General features: G+C 74.5%; 15 protein-coding genes. 9 read left to right on the top strand and 6 right to left on the bottom strand.

What is annotated here, in order from left to right:
- Positions 1 to 76: 76 nt before the first annotated feature.
- Positions 77 to 1,783 (top strand): bifunctional 3'-5' exonuclease/DNA polymerase, encoded by a 1,707-nt coding sequence (locus tag IEY91_RS35970; protein ID WP_164322309.1) that lies wholly within the window; start codon positions 77 to 79, stop codon positions 1,781 to 1,783.
- On the opposite strand, the gene IEY91_RS35965 is transcribed toward IEY91_RS35970, so the two are convergent.
- Positions 1,776 to 5,045 (bottom strand): AfsR/SARP family transcriptional regulator, encoded by a 3,270-nt coding sequence (locus IEY91_RS35965; protein ID WP_189177167.1) that lies wholly within the window; start codon positions 5,043 to 5,045, stop codon positions 1,776 to 1,778. The two genes, IEY91_RS35970 and IEY91_RS35965, sit on opposite strands and share 8 nt — an antisense overlap.
- A gap of 483 nt (positions 5,046 to 5,528) precedes the next feature.
- On the opposite strand from IEY91_RS35965, the gene IEY91_RS35960 reads away from it, so the two are divergent.
- Positions 5,529 to 5,786 (top strand): hypothetical protein, encoded by a 258-nt coding sequence (locus IEY91_RS35960; protein ID WP_189177166.1) that lies wholly within the window; start codon positions 5,529 to 5,531, stop codon positions 5,784 to 5,786.
- A gap of 75 nt (positions 5,787 to 5,861) precedes the next feature.
- Here IEY91_RS35960 and IEY91_RS35955 read toward each other — a convergent pair whose 3' ends face one another.
- Complete coding sequence (locus IEY91_RS35955) at positions 5,862 to 6,533, bottom strand: NADPH-dependent FMN reductase (RefSeq protein ID WP_189177165.1); 672 nt, start codon at positions 6,531 to 6,533, stop codon at positions 5,862 to 5,864.
- Positions 6,534 to 6,680: 147 nt separating this feature from the next.
- On the opposite strand from IEY91_RS35955, the gene IEY91_RS35950 reads away from it, so the two are divergent.
- Positions 6,681 to 7,082, top strand: coding sequence for a VOC family protein (locus IEY91_RS35950; RefSeq protein WP_229697448.1), 402 nt, complete (start codon positions 6,681 to 6,683; stop codon positions 7,080 to 7,082).
- Here IEY91_RS35950 and IEY91_RS35945 read toward each other — a convergent pair.
- Complete coding sequence (locus IEY91_RS35945) at positions 7,075 to 9,285, bottom strand: sensor histidine kinase (RefSeq protein ID WP_189177164.1); 2,211 nt, start codon at positions 9,283 to 9,285, stop codon at positions 7,075 to 7,077. The two genes, IEY91_RS35950 and IEY91_RS35945, sit on opposite strands and share 8 nt — an antisense overlap.
- Positions 9,275 to 10,066 carry a response regulator transcription factor gene (locus IEY91_RS35940; protein ID WP_164322319.1) on the bottom strand — a complete coding sequence of 264 codons (792 nt, stop codon included), beginning with the start codon at positions 10,064 to 10,066 and terminating at the stop codon, positions 9,275 to 9,277. Before IEY91_RS35940 ends, IEY91_RS35945 begins: the two co-directional genes overlap by 11 nt.
- A gap of 168 nt (positions 10,067 to 10,234) precedes the next feature.
- Between IEY91_RS35940 and IEY91_RS35935 the strand changes: the two genes are divergently transcribed.
- Together IEY91_RS35935 and IEY91_RS35930 are read left to right on the top strand one after the other, a co-directional pair.
- Entirely contained in the window at positions 10,235 to 13,021 is a 2,787-nt protein-coding gene (locus IEY91_RS35935) for an AfsR/SARP family transcriptional regulator (protein WP_189177163.1), read from the top strand.
- A 178-nt stretch (positions 13,022 to 13,199) separates the two neighbouring features.
- Entirely contained in the window at positions 13,200 to 13,940 is a 741-nt protein-coding gene (locus IEY91_RS35930) for a DUF4232 domain-containing protein (RefSeq protein ID WP_189177162.1), read from the top strand.
- On the opposite strand, the gene IEY91_RS35925 is transcribed toward IEY91_RS35930, so the two are convergent.
- Both IEY91_RS35925 and IEY91_RS42440 read right to left on the bottom strand, forming a co-directional pair.
- Positions 13,934 to 14,335, bottom strand: a complete 402-nt coding sequence (locus tag IEY91_RS35925) for a hypothetical protein (RefSeq protein WP_164322325.1) — start codon at positions 14,333 to 14,335, stop codon at positions 13,934 to 13,936. The genes IEY91_RS35930 and IEY91_RS35925 overlap by 7 nt on opposite strands.
- The gene (locus IEY91_RS42440) at positions 14,332 to 18,015 is read right to left on the bottom strand and encodes an ATP-binding protein (protein WP_268240945.1); all 3,684 of its coding nucleotides are present in this window, start codon (positions 18,013 to 18,015) and stop codon (positions 14,332 to 14,334) included. Before IEY91_RS42440 ends, IEY91_RS35925 begins: the two co-directional genes overlap by 4 nt.
- 77 nt (positions 18,016 to 18,092) lie before the next feature.
- Here IEY91_RS42440 and IEY91_RS35915 point away from each other — a divergent pair, with 77 nt between their 5' ends.
- From IEY91_RS35915 to IEY91_RS35900, 4 genes are all read left to right on the top strand, one after another.
- Positions 18,093 to 19,004, top strand: a complete 912-nt coding sequence (locus tag IEY91_RS35915; protein WP_164322326.1) for an alpha/beta fold hydrolase — start codon at positions 18,093 to 18,095, stop codon at positions 19,002 to 19,004.
- 43 nt (positions 19,005 to 19,047) lie between these two features.
- On the top strand, positions 19,048 to 19,872 hold the full coding sequence (locus tag IEY91_RS35910) for an alpha/beta fold hydrolase (protein WP_189177161.1): 825 nt from the start codon (positions 19,048 to 19,050) through the stop codon (positions 19,870 to 19,872).
- A 72-nt stretch (positions 19,873 to 19,944) separates the two neighbouring features.
- Positions 19,945 to 21,231, top strand: a complete 1,287-nt coding sequence (locus tag IEY91_RS35905) for a sensor histidine kinase (protein ID WP_189177160.1) — start codon at positions 19,945 to 19,947, stop codon at positions 21,229 to 21,231.
- Positions 21,195 to 21,839: a LuxR C-terminal-related transcriptional regulator gene (locus tag IEY91_RS35900; RefSeq protein ID WP_189177159.1), complete on the top strand. Its 645-nt coding sequence runs from the start codon at positions 21,195 to 21,197 to the stop codon at positions 21,837 to 21,839. Before IEY91_RS35905 ends, IEY91_RS35900 begins: the two co-directional genes overlap by 37 nt.
- Positions 21,840 to 22,081 lie beyond the last annotated feature (242 nt).

Raw genomic sequence — 22,081 nt, 5'->3', positions numbered from 1 at the left:
CGCATGGCCGCTGCCCTGGGGCGGCGGGCGCCGACGCTGCGGGGCGTTGTCAGTGGGGGGTGGCATCGTCGGGGGTATGGACGGCGGTGAGCGGTGGGTGGTGGCCGAGGTGGACGGGGGCGCGGCCCTGGTCGTGCCCGTGGGCGAGGACGGCCGCGCCGTGGGGGACGTACGCAAGGAGCCGGACGTCGTCGCGGCGGTCAGGAACCGCCCCGAGGTGACCCGCTGGGTCTGGCGCTCCACGGCCGACGTGTACCCACGACTGCTCGGCGGCGGCGCGCACGTCGAGCGGTGCTACGACATCGAGGCCGCCGAGAGCCTCCTCCTCGGCCACGAGGGCCGCCTCGGCGAACCCCGTTCGGCCGCCGCCGCGTGGGCGCGCCTGCACCGAAGACCCGTCCCGCCCGATCCCCCGCCCCGCGCGGCCGAGCCCGGCTCGCAGGACTCCCTCTTCGAGCCGTCCCCGACGGCTTCCCTCCCCCTCGAAGCCCTCCTGGAGGTGTACGCGGACCAGCTCCGCCGCCACGACGCCACCGCGCACCCCGGCCGCATGCGTCTGCTCACGGCGGCCGAGTCGGCGGGCATGCTCGTGGCGGCCGAGATGAACGCCGCGGGCCTGCCCTGGCGTGCCGACGTGCACAAGGACGTCCTGCGCGAACTCCTCGGCGAGCGCTACGGAGGCAGCGGCGAGCCGCGGCGCCTGGCCGAGCTCGCCGACGAGGTCTCCGCCGCGTTCGGCCACCGCGTCCGCCCCGACCTGCCCGCGGACGTGGTGAAGGCCTTCGCCCGCGCGGGCATCCGGATCAAGTCCACGCGCAAGTGGGAGCTGGAGGAGATCGACCACCCGGCGGTGCAGCCCCTCCTCCAGTACAAGACGCTGTACCGCATCTGGACCGCCCACGGCTGGTCCTGGCTCCAGGACTGGGTGCGCGACGGCCGCTTCCGCCCGGAGTACACGCCGGGCGGCACCGTCACAGGACGCTGGACCACCAACGGCGGCGGTGCCCTCCAGATCCCGAAGATCATCCGGCGCGCGGTGGTCGCCGACCCCGGCTGGCGCCTGGTCGTCGCCGACGCCGACCAGATGGAGCCGCGCGTACTCGCCGCGATCTCCCGCGACCGCGGCCTCATGGACGTGGCGGGCAGCGGCGAGGACCTCTACACCCGCCTGTCCGACCGCGCGTTCTCCGGCGACCGCGAGCACGCCAAGCTGGCGCTGCTCGGCGCGGTGTACGGACAGACGTCCGGCGACGGCCTGAAGAACCTGGCGGCGCTGCGCCGCCGCTTCCCGCTGGCGGTCGCGTACGTCGACGACGCCGCGAAGGCCGGCGAGGAGGGCCGCCTCGTACGGACCTGGCTCGGGCGGACCAGTCCCCCGGCGGCCGGGGCGGGGGCCGATGACGACGAGGCGGGCATCCCCCAGGAGCAGCCACCGCCTGCGGAACTGGGCTCCCCCGACACCGAGTTCACCCCCGGCTACGCCTCCACCAACGTCCGCGCCCGTGGCCGCTTCACCCGCAACTTCGTCGTGCAGGGCAGCGCCGCCGAGTGGGCGCTCCTGATGCTCGCCGCGCTGCGCAGGGCCACCGCCGGGATGCGGGCCGAGCTGGTGTTCTTCCAGCACGACGAGGTGATCGTGCACTGCCCTCAGGAGGAGGCGGAGGCCGTCGCGGCGGCGGTGCGGGAGGCCGGGGAGTTGGCGGGGCGGATCGCGTTCGGCGAGACGCCGGTGCGGTTTCCGTTCACGGTGGCGGTGGTGGAGTGCTATGCGGACGCTAAATAGAACGTTCGTTACAGAGCGCAAGTAGGTCCTTGAGCTCGACGACGACCTTGGCGCCCGCGCCGTCGAGGGATGCGAGGGCGGCGAGCGCCGACTCCCACGCGGTGTACGCCTCCCGGGTGCGGCCCTGGGCGTGCAGGAGCAGGCCGTGCTGGTGGCGGGCGAGACCGGCCATGTGGGTGTCGCCGCGCTGCTCGGCCCGGTCGAGGAGCAGGCCGCACTCACGGGCGGCCTCCGGGTGGCGGGCGAGCTCGCGCAGGGCGCGGACCAGGCCGAGGCGGGACTGGGACTCGCCGTGCCAGTCCTCGTACTCGCCGTGCAGGCGCAGGCTCTCCTCGAAGTGGGCGAGGGCGGCAGCGGGTTCGCCGAGGGTGAGGCGGGCGTAGCCGATGTTGCAGTGGGCGGACTGGCGCACGATGACGTGGCCGATACGGTCGCCGATGGCGAGGCTGCGTTCGTGGTGGGTGATGGCGGTGCGGGCGTCGGTGTGTTCGTAGAGGTTGCCGAGGTGGCTGAAGGTGATGGCCTCGCTGAGGGGGTCGTCGAGGGTGCGGGCCAGAGCGAGGGCCTGGCGGAGCGCCCCGGCGGATTCCTCGTGGCGGCCGAGGCCTTCCAGGAGGAGGCCCCGGTGGTTCAGTCCCCGGCGTACGCAGGAGGCCGCGCCGAGGGTGCGCCAGAGGGCGAGGGCCTCGTCGTTCAGGTTCAGCGCTTCGCCGGCGCGGCCCGCCATGAAGCGGTGGCCCGCGAGGTCGGAGAGGGCCTGGGCGGTTGCCCGGGGGTCGCCTGCGCGGCGGGCGGCCTCCACGGCGAGGGTCCCCAGCAGGGCCAACTCCGTGAGCCTGCCCCTGCGTTGGAGGTAGGGGAAGAGATTGCGTACGAGCGCGGGCACGAGGCCCGTGGCGTCGTGGGGGTGGCGCTCGGCGAGGCTGACGATGTTGGGCAGCTCCTGGTCGGCCCAGGTGAAGGCTTCGTCGATGGTGGCGAAGGTCGGGGTGTCGGCGCCGTCGGCGGCGGGCTCCGCCTCCCCGAGCCGGTCCCGCTTGTCCTGGCCCTCCGGCATGATCGTCAGGAGGGTTCGGTGGGCTGTGGCGGCGTACCAGGTCAGGGCCTCGTGGGCGGCCGGAGCGGGGGCCGCGTGTTCGCGGGCGAAGTCGCGGACGAGGTCGTGGGGGGCGTAGCGGCCGTACGCGGTCTCGTCGAGGAGGGCCACGTCGACGAGGCGGTCGAGGGCCGACTGGGTGCGGCGGCGGGGCAGCCGGAGCAGATGGGCCAGGAGTGGGGCGCCGTGGTCCGGCAGGTCCAGGGCGCCGATGGCGCACAGGGCGCGGGCGGCGTCGCGGTCGCGCTCGCGGTCGGAGGCGCGCAGCGCTTCGAGGGCGACGTCCAGGGATCGACGTACGCTCAAGTCGTCGTGTTCCAGGTGGTGGAGGCGGTCGCCGCAGTCGGTGAGGAGGTCCGCGAGGGCGTCCGGAGTGAGGGCGCGGCGGGCGGCCAGGCGGGCCGCGACGATGCGCAGCGCGAGCGGCAGCCTGCCCGCGAGCGCGACCAGCGGGTGGGCCGCGTCGAGCCCCGCGCGCCCCGACGCGGCCCGGAGCAGCGCGGCGCTGTCGGCGTCGGACAGCGGCCGCAGCGGGAAGCGGGCGGCGCCGTCCAGCGCGGTGAGCTGGGAACGGCTGGTCACGATGACCGCGCAGCCCGAGCCCCCGGGCAGCAGCGGCCGCACCTGCGCGGCGCTCGCGGCGTCGTCGAGGACGAGCAGAGTACGGGTGGGCGCCAGCAGGGACCGCAGCAACGCGGCCGCCGCGTCGGTGTCTTCGGCGTCTTGGGGGGCGTGCCGCCCCTCGGCCCCGAGATCACGCAGGAGGGCAGCGAGGGCCTGGCCAGGGGTGAGCGGGGTCATGCCCGGGGTGGCGCCGTGCAGGTTGAGGTGCAACTGCCCGTCGGGAAACTCGCCCCGCAACTCGTGCGCGACGTGCACGGCGAGCGCACTCTTGCCGACACCGGCCATACCGGAGAGGACGGCTAGTGGTGGGGGGCCTTGGGGGTGGGGGGTGGTGGCGGTGCCGGTGGCGGTCCCCGTGCCGGTGAGGAGGGCGCGCAGGTGCTGGATCTCGGCCGTGCGGCCTGTGAAGTGCTGGGGTTTTGGCGGGAGTTGGGCTGGGCGGGGTGGGCGGGTTGGCGAGGAGGTGGTTTGGCGGCCTGCGGCGAGGAGGGCGCGGGGCGCCTGGGTTGGTGGGACTGGGCTGCCGCCGGGGTGGGCGGGGGCGTGGGCGTGGGGCGCTCGGGGAGCGGCCGGGGCGCCGTCGGCGGATGCGTCGGCATCGGCACCGTGAGGGCCATCGCCACCGCCGACGGCCGGTCGGCCTGGGTCGACGGCCGACCGCTCCGCGCGACGCGCAGTCGAGCCGCAGTTCACACTCCGGGGCTCGGCTCCTCCCACGCCGCGTACGTACTGAGCGGCCGCATCGGCTCCGGCCCCGGCCTCGGCCTCGGCGGTCGCGTCCCCGCGGAGGATCTTTCCGTGGGCCTCGCGTATCGCCTCGCCGGGTTCCACGCCCAGTTCGTCGACGAGGCGGCGGCGCAGGGCCCGGTGGACGGCCAGTGCCTCTGCCTGGCGGCCTGCGCCGTGGAGGACGAGCATCAGGTGGCGGTGGAAGGGCTCGCGGAGGGGGTGCTCCGTGACCAGGGAGGTCAACTCCGGGAGGAGGGTGGCCGGTTCGGTCAGTGGGGTGTTGGTTGTCGCGGACTCCAGCAGCGCGTCGTAGCGGCACTCCAGGAGCAACAGCCGCGCCTCCTCCAGGCGTTGTACGACGGCGTGGCCCGTCGCCCCCGTCGGCAACCCGGACAGCGGGGTCCCGCGCCAGAGGGCGAGGGCCGCGCGGGCGGCGCTTTCGGCGGCGGCCCAGTCGCGCTCCGCGTGCGCCGCGCGGGCCTGCGCGAAGCGGCGTTCGAAGACGCGTACGTCGAGTTCGTCGTCGCCGACGCGCAGACGGTAGCCGGGTGGTACGGCACGCAACCGGTCCGGGTCGTCCAGCAGGCGGCGCAGCCGGGTCACATGGTTCTGCAGGGACGCGTGCGCCGAGGCGGGCGGGCGGCCCGCCCACAGCGCCTCCTTGAGGGCGTCCGCCGAGACCACCCGGTCGGGTTCGAGGAGCAGCGCGGCAAGGAGGGCGCGGACCTTGGGGCTGCGTACGGGGTGCGGCTCGCCGTCCGCGTCGAACACGGCGGGCACGCCCAGGAGCCCGAACCGCAGCTCGTCCGCCATGCGCGCCCAACTCCCCCGTCCCGCCGGTACGGCCACGTACGCCGTCCCGTCGGCCTTGCCGTTCCGGCCGTCCGCCCCGTTTCGGAGAACCGTTGGCCACATGTTAGCCATCTGTTGGCGGGGCCTGATGTGATCACTACATCGGACCTGGCCCCGCCGGTGTGCGCGTTCTGACGCGTGGCTCGGGGGAGTGTCACCGCCGCGGCCGGGTCCGCCCAAGCTTGACCTCTGGCCCGCTGCCCGATTCCCCGCCTCGTTGTTCCCGTGCGGGCGGGGCAGCTCCCGCCGATCGCGCTTCGCGCTCGTCCTCAATCGCCGGACGGGCTCTACTTATTACCTCAGGCTGTCTTGAAGGGTCCCCGCCGGGAGAACCCGGGCCTGCGCGTCCCGACTTGGTCACAGTGGCCTGCCACGGCCGGCCCCGTCCCGCCCGGCGGTAGCTCGTGGGACCACGTGTGGTCGGGGACCGGTGTCAAGGTCTACGTGAAGGAGCGCGGAGACATAATCTCCGTGTGCGACACGGCCGCGAACGGTCACTCGGCCTGGACGACGGTGGACCGTCTGAACCCCGACGTCGAGGGCTACAAGATGTACGCCCGTGGCGGCAAGGGATCCTGCACGTCCCACTCGGCTGCCGAAGGCGGCAGGTACAACCTGGCGGAGGGCGGCCAGTACACCCTCAACTTCGAGGGCCGCGGCGACAACGGCGGCACGGTCGCGGGCTTCATCAACGACCACTGAGCATCAGCGTGGCCGCCGGCCCGTGCACGGCGTGCACGGGCCGGCGGCCCTCCTGACCTCTCTCGCACGCAGCGCTCAGTCCTGCGCCCGCTGCGTAACCGGCGCGTCCGTCCGGTCGCCCAGGAACTCGTACCAGCGGCGTTGCAGGCATACGTAACGCGTGTCGGCCTCCACCAAGCGCAGGAAAGAATCCGCCGCGTCCGCCAAGCGGTCCTGGAGGCCCGTGTCCGACAGGTCGCCGTTCTCGGTGAAGCCCTCGTGGGCCTTGGCGAGGCTGAACATGTCCGGATAGACGCGGGTGCCCAGGTGCTCGAGGGGGACCCGGAGCGCCCACAGGCCACGGTTGCCTCCGACCATGGAGGGCGAGGCCGAGACGAGCAGCGCGTGCTTGTCCTTGAAGGGCTGGGGGCGGACCCGCGACACCCAGTCGACGGCGTTCTTCAGCACCCCGGGCACCGACGCGTTGTACTCGGGCGCCGAGATCACGAACGCGTCGCACGCCTCGAGCCGCTCCCGCAGCGCCAGCGCGCCCGGCGGCAGCCCCTCGGCCGTCTCGGCGTCCCCGTCGTACACCGGCATCGGGAACTCCCGCATATGGGCGAGGTCGACGGTCGCGCCCGCGCGTTCCACAAGGCGGGCGACCAGCGCGGCGAGGCGGCCGTTCAGGGAGTCCGCGCGCAGCGAGGCCCCGAAGACGAGCACTTTGATGGGTCCACGCCCCGGCTCCTGCCTGGTGTCTTCGGCCATGGAATCGGACCTCCAGAGGACGACGGGGGTACGGGGATACGGGGGTACAGGGGTCGCCTGCCCATCCTCGCCTCCCCTCGCACCACCGGCGACTCGGCCCGACCATGGGAGAGACAGGGGGGCGAGAGCCCGAGGAGGTGCGTCCCGGTGACCGCGTTCCCCGCCGAGGACATGGAAATGACCCGACTGCTCGTCGTCTCCGACGTCGCGGTCTCGCGTCAGTGGTACGAGGAGGTGCTCGGCGCCCACGTCCACAGCGCGTACGAGTCCGCGTGCGTGCTGAGCCTGCTGGGCAACTGGCTGCTCCTGGTCTCGGGCGGCGGGCCGACCGACGACAAGCCCACCGTGACCATGGCGCCGCCCGCGGACCCCGACCGGGTCAGCGCCGAGCTGATCTTCCGGGTACGGGACTGCCACGGGGCGTACGAGACCCTCCGGGCGCGCGGGGCCGCCTTCCTCACCCCGCCGCTGGACCGCGGCTACGAGATCCGGGCGTTCTTCCGCGACCCCGACGGGCACCTTTTCGAGATCAGCGAACTGGTCACGTAACCGGCAGCCACACCGTGAACACCGCCCCCTTCCCCCGCTCGCTCCGCACGGACACCGTGCCCCCGTGCGCCTGCACGAGGTTGCGGACGATCGCGAGGCCGAGGCCGCTGCCTCCCGTCGCGCGGGTGCGGGACTTGTCGGCGCGCCAGAAGCGGTCGAAGACGTGCGGGAGATCCCCGGCGGCGATGCCGGTCCCGGTGTCGACCACCTCGATGGCCACACCCGGCGGCCCGTCGGGCCCCTCGGCCTCGCAGCGGCACACCACCGTCACCTTCCCCCCTTCCGGCGTATGCCGGATCGCATTGGAGACGAGGTTCCCGATGGCCTGCCGCACCCGCAGCGGGTCGGCGGTGAGCCACGGTTCGCCCTCCGCGTGGGCGGTGAGGCGGACGCCGGCCGCGTCGGCGCGGGCCTGGTGCGCGGCGACGACCTGTTCGGCGAGCTCGACGGCGCGTACGGGCTCGCGGTGCAGCCGCAACGTACCGGCGTCGGCGGCGGCGAGGTCCTGGAGGTCGTTGACGATGTGCTGGAGGAGCAGGGCCTCCTCAAGGAGGGAGGTGACGAGTTCGGGGTCGGTCGCGACGACGCCGTCCTCCGCGGCCTCCAGCCAGCCGCGGATGTTGGACAGCGGTGTCCGCAGCTCGTGCGCGACGTCGCTGACCATGGCCTTGCGCTGCTCCTCCAGGGCCTTGCGGTGCGCAGCCATGTCGTTGAAGGCGGCGGCGAGCTGGCTGATCTCCCCGGCCGAGCGGGCGGGCACGGGCTCGGTGGCCTCGCCGGTCTTCATCCGCTGCGTCGCCGTGGTCAGGGCGCGCAGCGGCCGGGTGAGACGGGTCGCGGCGAACGCGGTGGCGGCCACGGTGACGGCGAGGATCGCGGCGGCGAGCCCGACCAGGCGGGTGGTGTTGGCGCCGGACAACTGGAAGCCGCTGTCGGAGGGACGGGAGCCGTCCGGGCTGGTGATGAACAGGAGCGCGGGCGACGACACGTACGGACCGAGCTGCTCGCGGCGGGCGCTGTCGACGCAGTTGGCGGCGAGCGCCTCCTCGGCCTGCTCGGCCTCGCTGCGTCCTGCCTTGGCCTTGCGCGCGAGGTCCTCCTCGCGGCGCAGGGACTCCGCGGCGGCCTTGTCCGTGGGGGGCGGCGGCGTGCCGGCGGGGGCGGACGGCGTCGCCTCCGGGGTGACCACCGGAACGCTCGCCAGGTAGAGGCGCGGGGTGCCGCCGCGGCCGATGGTGAGGCCGAACTTCACCGGCTCGGAGCCCTTGCGGCGCATGCAGGCCCAGGCCAGTTTGTTGACCTTGTCGAGTGCCTTGCGTTCGGTCGCGGTGATGTTGATCAGGTCCTGGGGACCGCACCTGTACTCCGTGACGCGGCTGTCGGCGTCCTCGGGCACCTGGACCTGCGGGCGTCCGCTCGGCCCGATGACGAGCTTGGCGTCGACGCCCTCGGCCCGCAGGCAGGCCAGGTTCTTCTCGGCGACCGCCCGCAGCGTGCGGCGCTCGCCGGCGGGCAGCCGGAAGGGGCCGACGGCACGCGGGTCGATGCGGTCGACGGCGCCGGTCCCGGTGCCGAGGCCCTCGCCGGTGCCGAGCCCGCTGCCGCCGCTGCCGCCGCCGCCGCCGAACCCGGTGCCGCCGGGGTCGCCGCCGACGAGGCCTCCGTCGGAGCCCGGCGCCCGCGCGTCCTGCTTCGGCTGCTCGCTCGGGGCGGGCGCGGGGTCGGGTTCGGGAGTGGCGCCGGTGCCCGTGCCCGACGCCTCGTCCTTCCGCCCCGCCGCCAGCGTCGAGTCGACGGCGAGCGGGTCCACGACGGCGGAGGCGCGCGCGGGCAGCCGCGCCCCGCGCTGGCTGCCGGGCCCGGCGGAGTCGGCGATGACCTTGCGGTTCTCGGTGGTGAGCGCGATGCGGCGGCCGGTGTCGGCGGCGAGCCTGCGGACCGTGCGGTCGGCGTCGCGCCAGTTGGGGCGGGTCGCCGCGAGGCCGAGGAGTTTGTCGTAGATCCGGGCGTCGTCGGCGAGCACCTGCCCCTGCTCCTGCCGGATCGCACCGGAGGTGGTCTGCGCGGCGAGCCAGGCGGTGGCGGCGATCGACATGACGGAGACGAGGACGGAGACGGCGAGCAGCCGGGTCAGCAGGCTCTTGCGTACGGGGACGCGGGTGCGGGCGGCGCCGCCGGGATCGGTGTTTCGCCTACGCCTCATGGCGGGCCGCCGCCCCGGTGCGCCCCTCGGCCCCGTGGTGCGCGACGAGTTTGTACCCGACGCCGAACACCGTCACAAGGCGCTGCGGCGACCGCGGATTGGCCTCGATCTTCTTGCGCAGATTCAGTACGTGGACGTCGACGGTGCGCGCGGATATGTACCCCGACGAGCCGTGGATGCGGTCCAGGAGCTGCGGCCGGGTGAACACGCGCTCCGGTTCGGCGGCCATGGTGGCGAGCAGTTCGAACTCGCCGGGTGTGCACTCGACCCGGCGCTCGTCCACGGTCACCTCGTGCCGCCGCTCGTCCACGACGAGGCCCCCGGCCCGCAGCACCCGGGCGTCCGGGTCGGGCGGCGGCAGATGGGCGGTGCCCCCGGCGCGCCGCAGCAGGGTGCGGACGCGGGCCATCAGCTCGCGGGGGCTGTAGGGCTTGGTGAGGTAGTCGTCGGCGCCCAGGTCGAGGCCGAGGAGCAGGTCGTCCTCGGTGGAGCGGGCGGTGAGCATGAGGATGGGCAGCGCGCTGCCGCCCGCGGGCGCGCCGGGCGCCGGATACTCGCCCGGCCGGGGGGCGGCGCGCAGCACGCGGGTCACCCCGAGGCCGTCGACCTCCGGCATCATCACGTCGAGGATGAGCAGGTCGGGCTCGCGCCGCCGCACTTCTTCCAGGGCCGCGCGGCCGTCGTGGACGACGCCGACGGTGTGGCCCTCGCGCTCCAGATAGCGGCGGATGAGCTCGGCCTGTTTCTCGTCGTCCTCCGCGACCAGGACAAAAGCGCACATGCGCCCGAGCATAAGTGGACCTCAGCGGTCCGCGGCCGTCGCGGAGACGCCCTGACAGGAATCACATAACTCGCGGGCCGCTCCGGGCCGGCCTCGGCAGGTGGGCCGACCCGCCGTTGTTACCGGCCAGTTATTCTGGGACCTTTCGCCTCAGGAGGTGCAGGACAAGTGGAGTTCCGGCTGCTCGGAACGGTGTCCGTCGCCACCGAGGCCGGTGATCTGCCGCTCGGCCCCGCGAAGCGCCGCAGCCTGCTCGCCACGCTGCTGCTGCGGCCCAACCACCCCGTTCCCGTACAGCGGTTGACGGAAGCCCTGTGGGACGACGAGCCGCCGCCCCGGGCCCGCGGGGTCATCCAGGGGCATGTGTCGCGGCTGCGCACCCTGCTGGTCGCGGCCGACGCCGAGATGTACGGCGTCGAGCTGCTCACGCAGGGCACGGCGTATCTGCTGCGGATGCCGGAGTCGCTCCTCGACGCGCACCGCTTCGAGGAACTGGTGTCGCTGGCCCGCGGGCAGCGCGCGGCGGCCGACGCGGTGACGATGTACGAGGAGGCGCTCGCGCTGTGGCAGGGCCCGGCGCTGACCGGGGTGCACACCGGACCGGCCCTCCAGGCGGCGGCGCAGGCCCTCGAGGAGACCCGGCTCGCGTCGGTGGAGCGCCTCGCGGCCGGGTATGGGCAGTTGGGCGAGCACGCGCGGGCGGCCGCGCTGCTGCGCGCGGAGGTGACGGCGCACCCGCTGCGCGAGTCGCTCTCGGCGGCGCTGGTGACGGCACTGCGGCGGGCGGGCCGCCGCTCGGAGGCGCTGGACTGGTTCCACCGCACACGACGCGTGCTCGCGGACGAGCTGGGCCTCGACCCGGGCCCCGAGCTGGCCGACGCCTACGCGCTCGCGCTGCGCGGGGAGGGCGAGGAGGCCGGGCGGGGCGGCGGGGCACCGGCGTCGGCACAGGCACCGGCACCGGCACCGGCACCGTCGGGCGCGGCCCCGATGTCGGCGCGCACCGTAGCGCCGGGTGGGGCGGCGGCCGACCTCCTCCCCCGCGCCCCCCGCGGCTTCCACGGCCGGGCCGCCGAGTTCACGGAGCTGTCCCGGGCCGCCGCGGGCGAGGCCCCGGTGTGCCTCGTCACCGGACCCGCGGGCGTCGGCAAGACCGCGCTGGTGGTGCAGTGGGCGCACCGCAACCGCGCGGCGTTCCCCGACGGCCGCCTCTACGCCGATCTGCGCGGCTTCGCCGACACGGGTGAGCCGCCGCTCCTCGACGTGCTGCGCGAGTTCCTGCTGGCGCTCGGCGTGCCGCCGCGCCGGATACCCGAGTCGGCGAACGCCGCGGCCGCGCTGTTCCGGTCCCTGGCCGCCGACCGTCAACTGCTCCTCGTACTCGACAACGTACGAGAATCCGAGCAGGTCAGGCCGCTGCTGCCGGGCGGGGCGCGCTGTGTCACCGTCGTCACGAGTCGCTACCGCCTTCGCGGTCTGATCGCCACCGACGCGGCCCGGCCGCTGCCCGTGGACGTGCTCGAGGCGGACGACGGCACGGCGCTGCTCGCCGGGGTGCTCGGCAGGGAACGGGTGCTCGCGGAGCCGGTGGCCGCGCGGCGGCTCGCGGAGCTGTGCGGCGGGCTGCCGCTGGCGCTGCGGGTGGTCGCGGCGAGGCTCGCGGACCAGCCGCGGGGCACGCTGGCCGCGATGGCCGCCGAACTGTCCGACGAGTCGCGGCGCGCGGTGCTGCTCGACGTGGAGGACACCGGGGTGCGGGCGGCGCTGCGGCTGACGCTGCGGCAGCTTCCCGCGGCCGTGGGGCACCAGTTCGCGCAGCTCGGCCGCCACCCCGGCACCCACGTGGACCGGTACGCGGCGGCGGCCCTCGCGGGCACGGACCCGGCGGCGGCCGAGGCGGCGCTCGACCGGATGGCCGCCGCGCACCTGCTCACCCGGACCGCGCCGGACCGCTGGACCCCGCACGACCTGGTCCGCCTGTACGCCCGCGGCCTGGACGCCGACCCCGAGGCCCTGCCGCGCGTCCTGGACCACTGCGTGGCCACCGCCCTGGCGGCGGCCGAGGCGGCGGAGCCCGGCGACGAGCCGTGCTTCACGCTCCCCGCGGACTTCCGGACGCCGTGCGCGGTACGGGAGTTCGCGGACCGCGCGGCGGCCATGGACTGGTACGCGGCAGAGCGGGAGGACCTGACGCTGGCGGCGGTCGCGGCGGACGGGGCCGGGCTGCACGACCGGACGTGGCGGATCGTGCTCGCGCTGTGGCCGCTGATGGTGTGGCGGGTCCGGGAGGGCTGGGCGCCGCTCCTGGAGACGGCGCTGCGCGCGGCGCGGGCCTGCGGCGACGCGTACGCCGAGGCGCGGGTGCTCGCCCTGCTCGGCTGGGTGCTGACCGAGGAGGGCCGCACGGCCGACGCGCTGGCGTGCCTGGAGGCGGCGGTGCCGCTGGCGGCGCGCGCTGCCGATCCGCGCGGGGAGGCGACGGCGCTGGTCAACCTGTCGCTGGCGCAGGCGGCGCTCGGCGACACGGAGGAGGCGGTGGACGGCTGCGTACGCGCGGTGGAACTGGCCCGCGGCGCCGCCGACGGCCACACCGAGCGCCTGGCCCTGCACCATCTGGCGCGCCACCAACTCACCACGCGGGACTGGCGGTCGGCACTCGACACGGCCACCGAGGCACTGGCCCTGACCTCCCAGGACCCGGCGGACACCCCGAGCGCCGCCCGGATCCTCCTCACCATGGCGGCCGGCGAGGCCCTGCTCGGCCTCGGCGACGAGCCGGAGGGCATCCGCCGCCTCGACCACGCGGCCCACGAGGCGGAGACGACGGGCTTCGACGAGGGCGCGGTGCGGGCGCTGGGGGCGCTGCTGGGGGTGTCGGGGGACGAGGGGTTCCGGGACCGGCACGCGGCGGCGGTGGAGCGGATGGCGCAGGTGGGGGCGGAGACGGAGAGGTAGGCGGAGGCAAAGGCGGAGGCGGAGGCGGACGCGGCGGCCGACGCGTTCCGGGGACAGGAACGGGGGACGTGAGCGGGACGGCAGCGGAGCGTGAGCGGGACGGCAGCGGGTGCGTCCAGGCTGGTCCCACCGGCGGGAACGACCACCGGTGAGACCAGACCACCCCAAGGGGAACACCATGCGCACGTCCCGGATCCGCACCGCCGCACTCGCCGCCGCCACCGCCGCCCTCGGCCTCGCCCTGACCGCCTGCGGCGGCAGCTCGGACGACAACGGCGGCGGCAAGGCGTCCGACGGGGGCAGGAGCGCCGGCTCCTCCGGTTCCGCCGAGGGCGCGACGGTCAACGCCGACAAGGGCGCGACGGTCGGCGCGGGCAAGGACTCGGCCTCCGCCTCGGCCTCTGCCTCGGGCGCGAGTGCGGGCACGGGCGCGGGCACGGGCAAGGAGGCCGCCGCCAAGGGCAACGGCGCGAAGGCCTCCGCCGCCGGGGTCCGGGCCTGCGACGGCCAGGAGATGTCGTACTCCGTACTGCACCGCTTCGCGAAGCAGCGCGGCGAGCACCTGCTCATCACCGCCACGAACGCCGACACCAAGCCGTGCTACGTCACTTCGTACCCGTCGGTCATGCTCGGCGACACCGTGGGCGTCCTGCCGCACTCGGGCAAGGACACCCCGGGCGGCGGCAAGGCGCTCGTGGTGAAGCCCGGCGGCAAGGTCTACGCGGCCGTGAACCTCTTCTCCGACAGCGCCAGGACGCACACCTCCTCGGACCTCAGCATCGCCATGCTGGACCACACGGGCGACGCCGGTCCCGGCGCCGGGACGGAGGCCTTCGACGCCAAGGGCGTGCCGTCGAAGTTCACGTGGACCAGCGCGGATGTCACCAACTGGAACACGGCGAAGCCCTACGACTACTGATCGTGCGCACGCGGTACGACGACGATCTGGACGTCGTCCTCGTAGACGACGCGGCCGGGGTCCGCCGAGCGGAGCGTGCGGACGGGGATGCCGTGGGCGGCGAGGATGTCGAGGTAGCCGGGCACGCGCTCGATGAGGTGGGTGGCGGTGGCCTTGAACCAGGCGACCGCGCCGGGGTTCACGTCGAGGTCGTAGACGGTGGGGTCGACGTGCGTGGGGTTCGGGTACGCGGCGTCGTACCAGTCGTTGTTGGCGCGCCGGAAGCGCTCCTGCTCGGCGGTGAGTCTGCCGTCCCTGGCGAGTCCGTTCACCAGGACGAACACGCCCGGGTAGTGGCCGCGTTCGTGTCGTACGGGGGATTCGAAGCGTATGTACGCCGTCTGCTGATCGGTCACGGGCGCATCCTCGCATCGGTGATCCGCCAGTGGGGTGCGCCGGCGCGGGCCGCTAGGGCGCGGGCCTGACGGTAATGGGTGGCCGCGGTGGCCGTCCGGCCGAGAGCGGTCGCCAGGTCACCCAGGTAGACGGCCACGGGCTGAAGCGTCAGCACCCCACTCCCGGCCCCGGCCAACTCCCCGTGGGCGGGGAGGAGTTCCCGGTAGAGGGAGTCGAGTACGTCGCGCGGGGCGCCGCCGCGCAGGGCCGACCGGGCCCGCAGGCACAGGTGCGCTTCCAGCAACTGGTCCCCACGGGCGGCGAACCCGGTCGCGGAGGTGTCCCCCCGGACGGCAGACCCGGCGACGGCCACGGAGGAGTCCCCTCCCCCGCCGCCCCCGGCAACCTCGCCCCCGTCGCCCTGCACCCGAAGGCACAGCAACGCCAACTCCAGCAACCCGTCCGCCCCTGTCGCCGCCCCCTCCATCCCGCTCATCCCGCTCCCCCGCATCAGCTCCGCCGCCGCCCGGCTCGCCGCCTCCGCCTCCTCCACCCGCCCCGCGACCGCCGCGCGCAGCGCCCCGTACCACTGCGTGAACACCCCGACGAGGGGCAGCCCGTGCCGCTCGGCGAGGCGGTCGACGGCGGCGGCGTGGCGGTCCGCGCGGTCGAATTCGGCGAGGGCGGAGTGGGCCTGGAGCAGCATCAGGTGGCCGAGGACCTCGAAGGTGACGAGCCCGTGGCGGGCGGCGAGGGCGGTCAGCTCGGCGCCGATGCGGGCGCGTTCGGGGGCGAGTCCGGGGCGGTGGAAGGTGTGCAGGTAGCGGGCGTTGAGGGCGTAGGCGAGCAACGCGGCGGCGTCGCCTGCGGCGGCTTCTACGGGTTCTACGGCCGCTTCGCTCACGGCGCCCCCTTCCGCCCAGGCGCCCCGTTCGGCTGCGGCGGCTCTTTCGACTCCGGTGCTCCCTTCGACTCCGGCGTTCCCTTCGGCCCCGGCGACTGCGCCAGCCTCTTCGGCTCCCTTGGCCGCCTCGGCCTCGGCGGCTCCGCTGACCCTTTCAGCCCCGCCCGACACCTCCTCCACCGCCGCCCGCGCCAGCGCCTCCGCCTCCCGGGCCGCCTCGGCCCCGATCCCCGTACGCGACCCCCGTGTCTCCATCGCGACCGTGCTGAGCAGTCGGCAGCGCACGGCCCGGCGGCCCGAACTCCCGTCGGCAGGAAGGGCGTCGAGCGTACGCAGAGCCGCGGCGACGATGCGGCGGGAGAGGGCCTCGTCGTCGTTGCGGGCCCAGATGCCGGGTACGTCGAAGGCGCCGATGACGCGGGCGGTCAGCTCGGGGTCGCCGGTGGCCTCGGCGGCGAGGAGCGCGTCGGCGCGGTGGCGGCGGGCCTCGGCGAGCGCGCCGGTGACGGCGAGGTTGCGTACGAGGCCCATGAGGAGGGTGAGGCGTTGCGGGGTACGGTCGCGGGCCGCGGGCGGGGCGGGGGCGGCCCCGTCGTACGCGGCGAGCGCCGCACCCCAGAGCCGCGCCGCCTCGTGCGGCGCACCCCCCGCCTCGGCGCGCCGGGCGGCGCGGGCCGCGAAGTCGACGGTGCGGGCGGCCGGGGCGCGGGTACCGGCGCTGAGCAGGTGGTGCGCGATCGCTTCGACGGCGTCGGGCCGCACCCGCGCCAGGGTCTCGCCGACGGCGGCGTGCAGGCGGGCGCGGCGGGGTGCGGAGAGGTCGTCGTACAGGACCTCGCGGACGAGATCGTGCGCGAACTCGACGCGGTCGGGGCTGGGTTGGCCAAGGGGAGGCAGGCCGGACGGCTCAGGTCGGCCCACCGTCAGGAACCCCGCCCCACCCCCCGCCTCCACCGCGTCAAGCACCGCCTCCTCGTCCCCCACCACCTCGACCAGCACGTCCAGGTCCACGACCGACCCGAGCACCGCCGCCTTCCGCAGCACCGTGCGGGTCGGCTCGCCCGGCAGGGCGGACAGTCTGTGGCGGACGATGTCCCGTACACCGGTGGGGACTTGGGACAGTGCCGCAGCACCATCGGCCGCGTACAGGCGGGCGATCTCGCGTACGAAGAAGGGGTTGCCGCCGCTGCGGTGCCGCACCGCGCGGGCCGTCACGGGGGTCACCGCGCGCCGCGCCACGACGCGCATCAGCTCGCCCACCGCCTCCTCCGGCAGCCCGCCGAGCCGCACCCGCACCGGCTCCGCCCGCGCCACCCGGCCGAGGAACTCCCCCAGCCGGAACGGTGGTTCTGGTCGGTCCCGGTACGTTCCCACGACGAGTACGGGCCGCTCGACCGGGCGGTCCACCAGCTCGGCGAGCAGTTCCAAGGTCTCGGCGCCCGCCCACTGCAAGTCGTCGAGTACGAGCAGCATGGGGCGCCCCTCGTCAGCAGCCCCCACAATCCGGTCCCCCACCCACCGACGCCACCGGAACCGCGCACCGGCCACGTCCAGGCCGTCGGCCGCACCCGCACCCGCACCCGTGGACGGCGACGGCACCTCACCTCCCGCCGCCTCAAGCACCCCCTCCACCCCAAGTCCCCTCAGCACCTCAACCCAAGGCCACCCCGCCGGCACCCCACTCCGCTCCGGCGCCCTCCCCCACGCCGCCGTCCACCCCTCCCCCTCAAGGCGCTCCGCCAGCCCCCGCACGAGCGCCGTCTTGCCCGCCCCCGCCTCACCGGAGACCAACGCGAGCGTGAGCCGCCCCTCCCGCACAACGCCCCGAGCCACGGCATCCAGGACGGCCAACTCCCGTTCCCGACCGACCAGTTCACGCCCGCGCCCCGACACCCCCGCCACAGAATCCGCTTCCGGTACCGACACCGGTTCCGCTTCCGGTTCCGGTTCCGACTGCGCCCACGGTCGCCGCCCCGGCCCCCCACCGGACTCCAACAGCACCCCCGCCCCCAACCCCAACCCCACCCCCTGAGCCAGAATCTCCCCCTCCAACCGCCGCAACCCCACCCCCGGCTCCACGCCCAGCTCCCCCGCCAACCGCTCCCGAGCCCGCCGCAGCGCCCCCAGCGCGTCCCCCTGCCGCCCCACCCGGTAGAGGGCGACCGCGAGCAGCCCCCACGCCTCCTCCCGCCAGGGGTGCCGGTCGACGTGGGGCTCCAGGTCGAGGACGGCCTCCGTCGCGCGGCCGAGCGCCAGCGCCGCCCCGGCCCGGCGTTCCACGGCGAGCAGCCGCAGCTCGTCGAGGCGCGCCGCCTCGGCCCGCGCCCAGTCCTGGTCGGCCCACTCGGCGTAGGCGGGCCCACGCCAGGACGCGAGCGCGTCGTCGAGCAGCACGAGGTCGGCCTCAGAGGCACCGCCGACACCAGCGGCACCGACCGCACCCACAGCCGCCCCCACAACCCCCTCGAACCGCCACCCATCCACCGCCCCACCCTCCGCGAGCAGCGCATACCCGGTCCCCGAAGTCACCAGAAGCCGCGCAGGCGCCCGCCGAGCCCGCTCCGGCTCCAGCGCCTTCCTCAGGTCGCCGACGAACGTACGGATCGCGCCGACGGCGGCGGGCGGCGGTTCCTCCCAGAGGTCGTCGACCAGCCGGGACACCGGGACGGTGCGGCGGCGGGCGATCAGGAGGCGGGCGAGGACGGCCCGGTGGCGCGGGCCCTTGAGGTCCAGGGGCCGCCCGTCGGCGTCGTACGCGGCGAGGGGCCCGAGCACCTGGAAGGACACGGAACGCACGGCCTCAACGTACCTCCCCTCACCTGCACGGACCCGCTACTGATCCATTGCTGATCCACAGCCCGCAGGCTGATCCCATGACAACGAACGAACTCCGCGAGGAACCCCGCATCCCGGGCTTCACCTACCACCACCTCCCCGTGGCCGACGCCGGCGTCCACCTGAACGCGGCCGTCGGAGGTGACCCCGACGCCACCCCCGTCGTCCTCCTGCACGGCTTCCCCCAGACCCACCTCATGTGGCGCCACGTGGCGCAGGACCTCGCCGCCGACCACCACGTGATCTGCCCCGACCTGCGCGGTTACGGGGCGAGTGGCAAGCCGGCGGAGACGGCGGACGGGCAGACGTACGCCAAGCGGACCATGGCCGCCGACGTGGTGGCCCTGGCCCGCGCCCTCGGGCACGAGCGGTTCGCGCTCGCGGGGCACGACCGGGGCGCACTGGTCGCGATCCGGGCGGGCCTCGACCACCCGGACGCGGTCACCCACCTGGCGTCCCTGGACGTCCTGCCGACCCTGGACATGTGGGACGTCCTGCGCGGCACGACGGCGGCCATCGGCTTCCACCTGTACCTGATGGCGCAGCCGCCCGGCCTCCCGGAACGGATGATCTCCGCGGACCCGGACGCCTTCTTCGGCCACTTCCTCGACCTGTGGTCGCAGTCGCCGGAGGCCATGCCCGCCGACGTGCGGGCCGCGTACCTGAGGGCGTGCCGCGAGGCGGTCCCGTCGATCGTCGCGGACTACCGCGCCTCGGCCTTCGTGGACGTCGAGCACGACACGGCGGACCGCCTCGCCGGGAACGCCCTGCGGATGCCGGTCACCGTCCTCCAGCAGGACTGGGGCGCGGCCCTCGGCTTCGACGCGGAGGAGCTGTGGCGCCGCTGGGCCCCGGACCTCGCGCACCGCACCGTGTCGTGCGGCCACTTCATGGCGGAGGAGGCGCCGGACGAGGTCACGGCGGCGCTGCGGGAGCTCTTGAAGCGCTGAGCCCCGCCGGGGGACCTGCGCAGGCCCCGCCTAGCCTGACCCCATGCCAACTGCACAGCTCAGCAACGGAATCCACCTCGCGTACGACGACCACGTCGGCCGCGGCGGCCACGACGACCCCGACATCGACCCGGCCGTCCCCCTCGTCCTCGTACACGGCCACCCCTTCGACCGCTCCCTCTGGCACCCGCAGGTCGCCGCGCTCGCGGGCACGCACCGCGTCATCACCTTCGACCTGCGCGGCTACGGCGATTCAGCCGCCCCGTCCACCCCACCGGTCACGGACTTCGGGGACTTCGCCCGCGACCTGGAGGCCCTCCTGGACCACCTGGGCGTGGCGCGCTGCGCGCTGGGCGGCGTGTCCATGGGCGGTCAGATCGCGATGGACGCGTACGCCCGTTTCCCGGAGCGGATCGCGGGGCTGCTGCTCGCCGACACGTCCCCGGCGGTGGACACGGAGGCAGGGAAGGCGTTCCGCCGCGAGACGGCCGAGCGGCTCCTCGCGGAGGGCATGAAGGGGTACGCGGACGAGGTGCTGCACAAGATGGCGGCGGCCTACAACCCGGAGGCCGCCGCACACGTGCTCCGCATGATGCTCGCGGCCCCGCCGCAGGGCGCCGCCGCGGCCCTGCGCGCCCGCGCCGATCGCCCCGACTACAGCCAGGTGCTGCCGAAGGTCACGGTCCCGTCCCTGGTGGTCGTGGGCCGAGACGACACGTACACGCCGGTGGCGGACGCGGAGGCGATGCACGCGGCGATCCCGGACTCCCGCCTGACCGTGATCGAGCGCGCGGCACACCTGCCGAACCTGGAACGCCCGGAGGAGTTCAACGCGGCGGTACGGGACTGGCTGGCCCGCCTCACGTAGGCACGTATCCGCTCCCGAAGAGGGGAGTTTTTACCACTGCCTTCCAGCCACCCCGCTTTCCATAATGCGTACATGAAGAGCAAGCGCACACGACAGGCCAAGGCATGCAAGGCCTTCCGCCGCACCCTGACCCTCTGGGTCCTCTCGCACCGCGCGTTCTGGCTGTCGATGTGGCTCCTCACGGTCTCGTCGATGCTGCGTGGCCCGCTGGGCCTGAAGCTGCTGCCGGGCACGGTCCGCCAGGTCCGCGCGCTCGCGGACCGGCAACGGGCGTACGCCGCCCAGTGGACGGGTGTCGACATCCCGGCCGTGTACGCGGAGTTGCCGCCCACCGGCGCCGGCCAGGCGAAGGCGTTGCGCGCGCAGCTCCTCGACAAGGGCAACCAGGTGCACCGGGACTGGCGTTGGGCGCACATCGACGCGTACGCGGGCGGCACGATCGCCGCGGGCCCGCTGGTGCTGCTCCTGACCGGGGTGTGGGGCCTGTGGACGGCGGCGGTCGGCACGGAGCTGTCGACCGAGTGGGACAGCATGTGGTTCCTGTTCATCCCGGTCGGCGACCCGGCGACGGCGACGCTCGCGGGGGTGCTGGGCGCCGCGTGCCTGCCCCTCTCGGTGTTCTGGGCGGCCCCGCGCGCACTGAAAGTGCACGCCCGCTACCTGCGTACGCTGCTCGCGCCCAGCGAGACCGAACTCCTCGCCGCCCGCGTGGAGCACCTCAAGTCCACCCGCACCGACGCCGTGGACACGCAGATGTCCGAGATCCGCCGCATCGAGCGGGACCTGCACGACGGCGCGCAGGCACGCCTGGTGGCGATGGGCATGACCCTGAACGCGGCCGAGCACCTCCTGGAGACCGAGCCGGAGGCCGTCCGCGACCTGCTCATCGAGGCCCGCGAGTCCTCGACGGCCGCCCTCAAGGAGCTCCGTGACCTGGTCAAGGGCATCCACCCGCCGATCCTCGCGGACCGCGGTCTCGCCGATGCCGTACGCTCCCTGGCGATGATCAGCCCGCTGCGGACCGAGGTCGTCATCGACCTGCCGGCCCGCCCCGAACCGCCCGTCGAGTCGGCGATGTACTTCGCCGTGTCGGAGCTGCTCACCAACGCGGCCAAGCACTCCGAGGCCGAGCGGTGCTGGATCGACCTGCGGTACGAGGCCGGGGCGCTGCGGGTGTCCGTGGCCGACGACGGGCAGGGCGGCGCCGACGTGTCGGCGGGGACCGGTCTGCTCGGCGTGGAGCGGCGTCTCGCCCACTTCGACGGCGTCCTCGCCGTGAGCAGCCCGCCGGGCGGCCCGACCCTGCTGACGATGGAGCTGCCGTGCGAGTTGTCCTCGCCGAAGACCACTTCCTCCTGAGGGACGGCGTCACCCGCCTCCTCCAGGCCTTCGGCCACGAGGTCGTGGCGGCCGTCGACAACGGCCCCGAGCTGCGCCGCGCCCTCATCGACCTGAAGCCGGACGTCGCCGTCGTCGACGTCCGGCTCCCGCCGGACTTCACCGACGAGGGCCTGCGCGCGGCGGTGTCGGCCCGGACGGAGGTCCCTGGCCTGCCCATCCTCCTGCTCTCGCAGTACGTGGAGCCTTTGTACGCCCATGAGTTGCTGGCCACGGGCTCGGAGGGCGTCGGCTACGTACTGAAGGAACGCGTGTCGAACGGCGCGGAGTTCATCGCGACGATCGCCCGGGTCGCGGGCGGCGGCACGGCGATGGACCCCGAGGTGGTGTCCAAGCTCGTCACCGGCAAGTCGCGCGACGAACCCCTCAACTCCCTTACGCCGCGCGAGCGCGAGGTCTTGGAGTGCCTGGCGCAGGGCATGTCCAACGCGGGCATCGCGGAAGCGCTGTTCGTGACGGAGAAGGCCGTGGCCAAGCACGTCAGCAACATCTTCATGAAGCTGGCCTTGCCCCCGTCGGAGTCCGCCAACCGGCGCGTGCTGGCTGTATTGGCCTACCTGGACAGGTAGGCGAGGAACGCGTTCCAGGCGGGGGCGCCGAAGAGGCACACGGACACCTGCGGGAACGGTGATTTCCGCGTGCACGACTGCGAAGTCGGCGCTGCCGGTTGCTGAAACTACCTGCCGGGTGACACCTGCACAGGCTCTCGGGGTTCCTTACGCCCGGATTTCCCACGAGGCAGAGATGCCACACTCTGGGTCCCATTGCGCCGGAAACGCTCCTTGCCTCTGCGCCGGATTGACACCGGCCA

Origin of the sequence: Streptomyces lasiicapitis, assembly GCF_014646335.1 — a bacterium.
GTDB classification, from domain to species: domain Bacteria; phylum Actinomycetota; class Actinomycetes; order Streptomycetales; family Streptomycetaceae; genus Streptomyces; species Streptomyces lasiicapitis.
The sequence above is the reverse complement of the archived record's forward strand: the minus strand, read 5'-3'. Positions and strand labels throughout refer to the sequence as shown.

Coding starts and splice junctions, on each gene's coding strand:
- IEY91_RS35970 (WP_164322309.1), top strand. CDS start 77: ATGGACGGCGGTGAGCGGTGGGTGGTGGCCGAGGTGGACGGGGGCGCG.
- IEY91_RS35965 (WP_189177167.1), bottom strand. CDS start 5,045: ATGGCGGACGAGCTGCGGTTCGGGCTCCTGGGCGTGCCCGCCGTGTTC.
- IEY91_RS35955 (WP_189177165.1), bottom strand. CDS start 6,533: ATGGCCGAAGACACCAGGCAGGAGCCGGGGCGTGGACCCATCAAAGTG.
- IEY91_RS35945 (WP_189177164.1), bottom strand. CDS start 9,285: ATGAGGCGTAGGCGAAACACCGATCCCGGCGGCGCCGCCCGCACCCGC.
- IEY91_RS35940 (WP_164322319.1), bottom strand. CDS start 10,066: ATGTGCGCTTTTGTCCTGGTCGCGGAGGACGACGAGAAACAGGCCGAG.
- IEY91_RS35930 (WP_189177162.1), top strand. CDS start 13,200: ATGCGCACGTCCCGGATCCGCACCGCCGCACTCGCCGCCGCCACCGCC.
- IEY91_RS35915 (WP_164322326.1), top strand. CDS start 18,093: ATGACAACGAACGAACTCCGCGAGGAACCCCGCATCCCGGGCTTCACC.
- IEY91_RS35910 (WP_189177161.1), top strand. CDS start 19,048: ATGCCAACTGCACAGCTCAGCAACGGAATCCACCTCGCGTACGACGAC.
- IEY91_RS35905 (WP_189177160.1), top strand. CDS start 19,945: ATGAAGAGCAAGCGCACACGACAGGCCAAGGCATGCAAGGCCTTCCGC.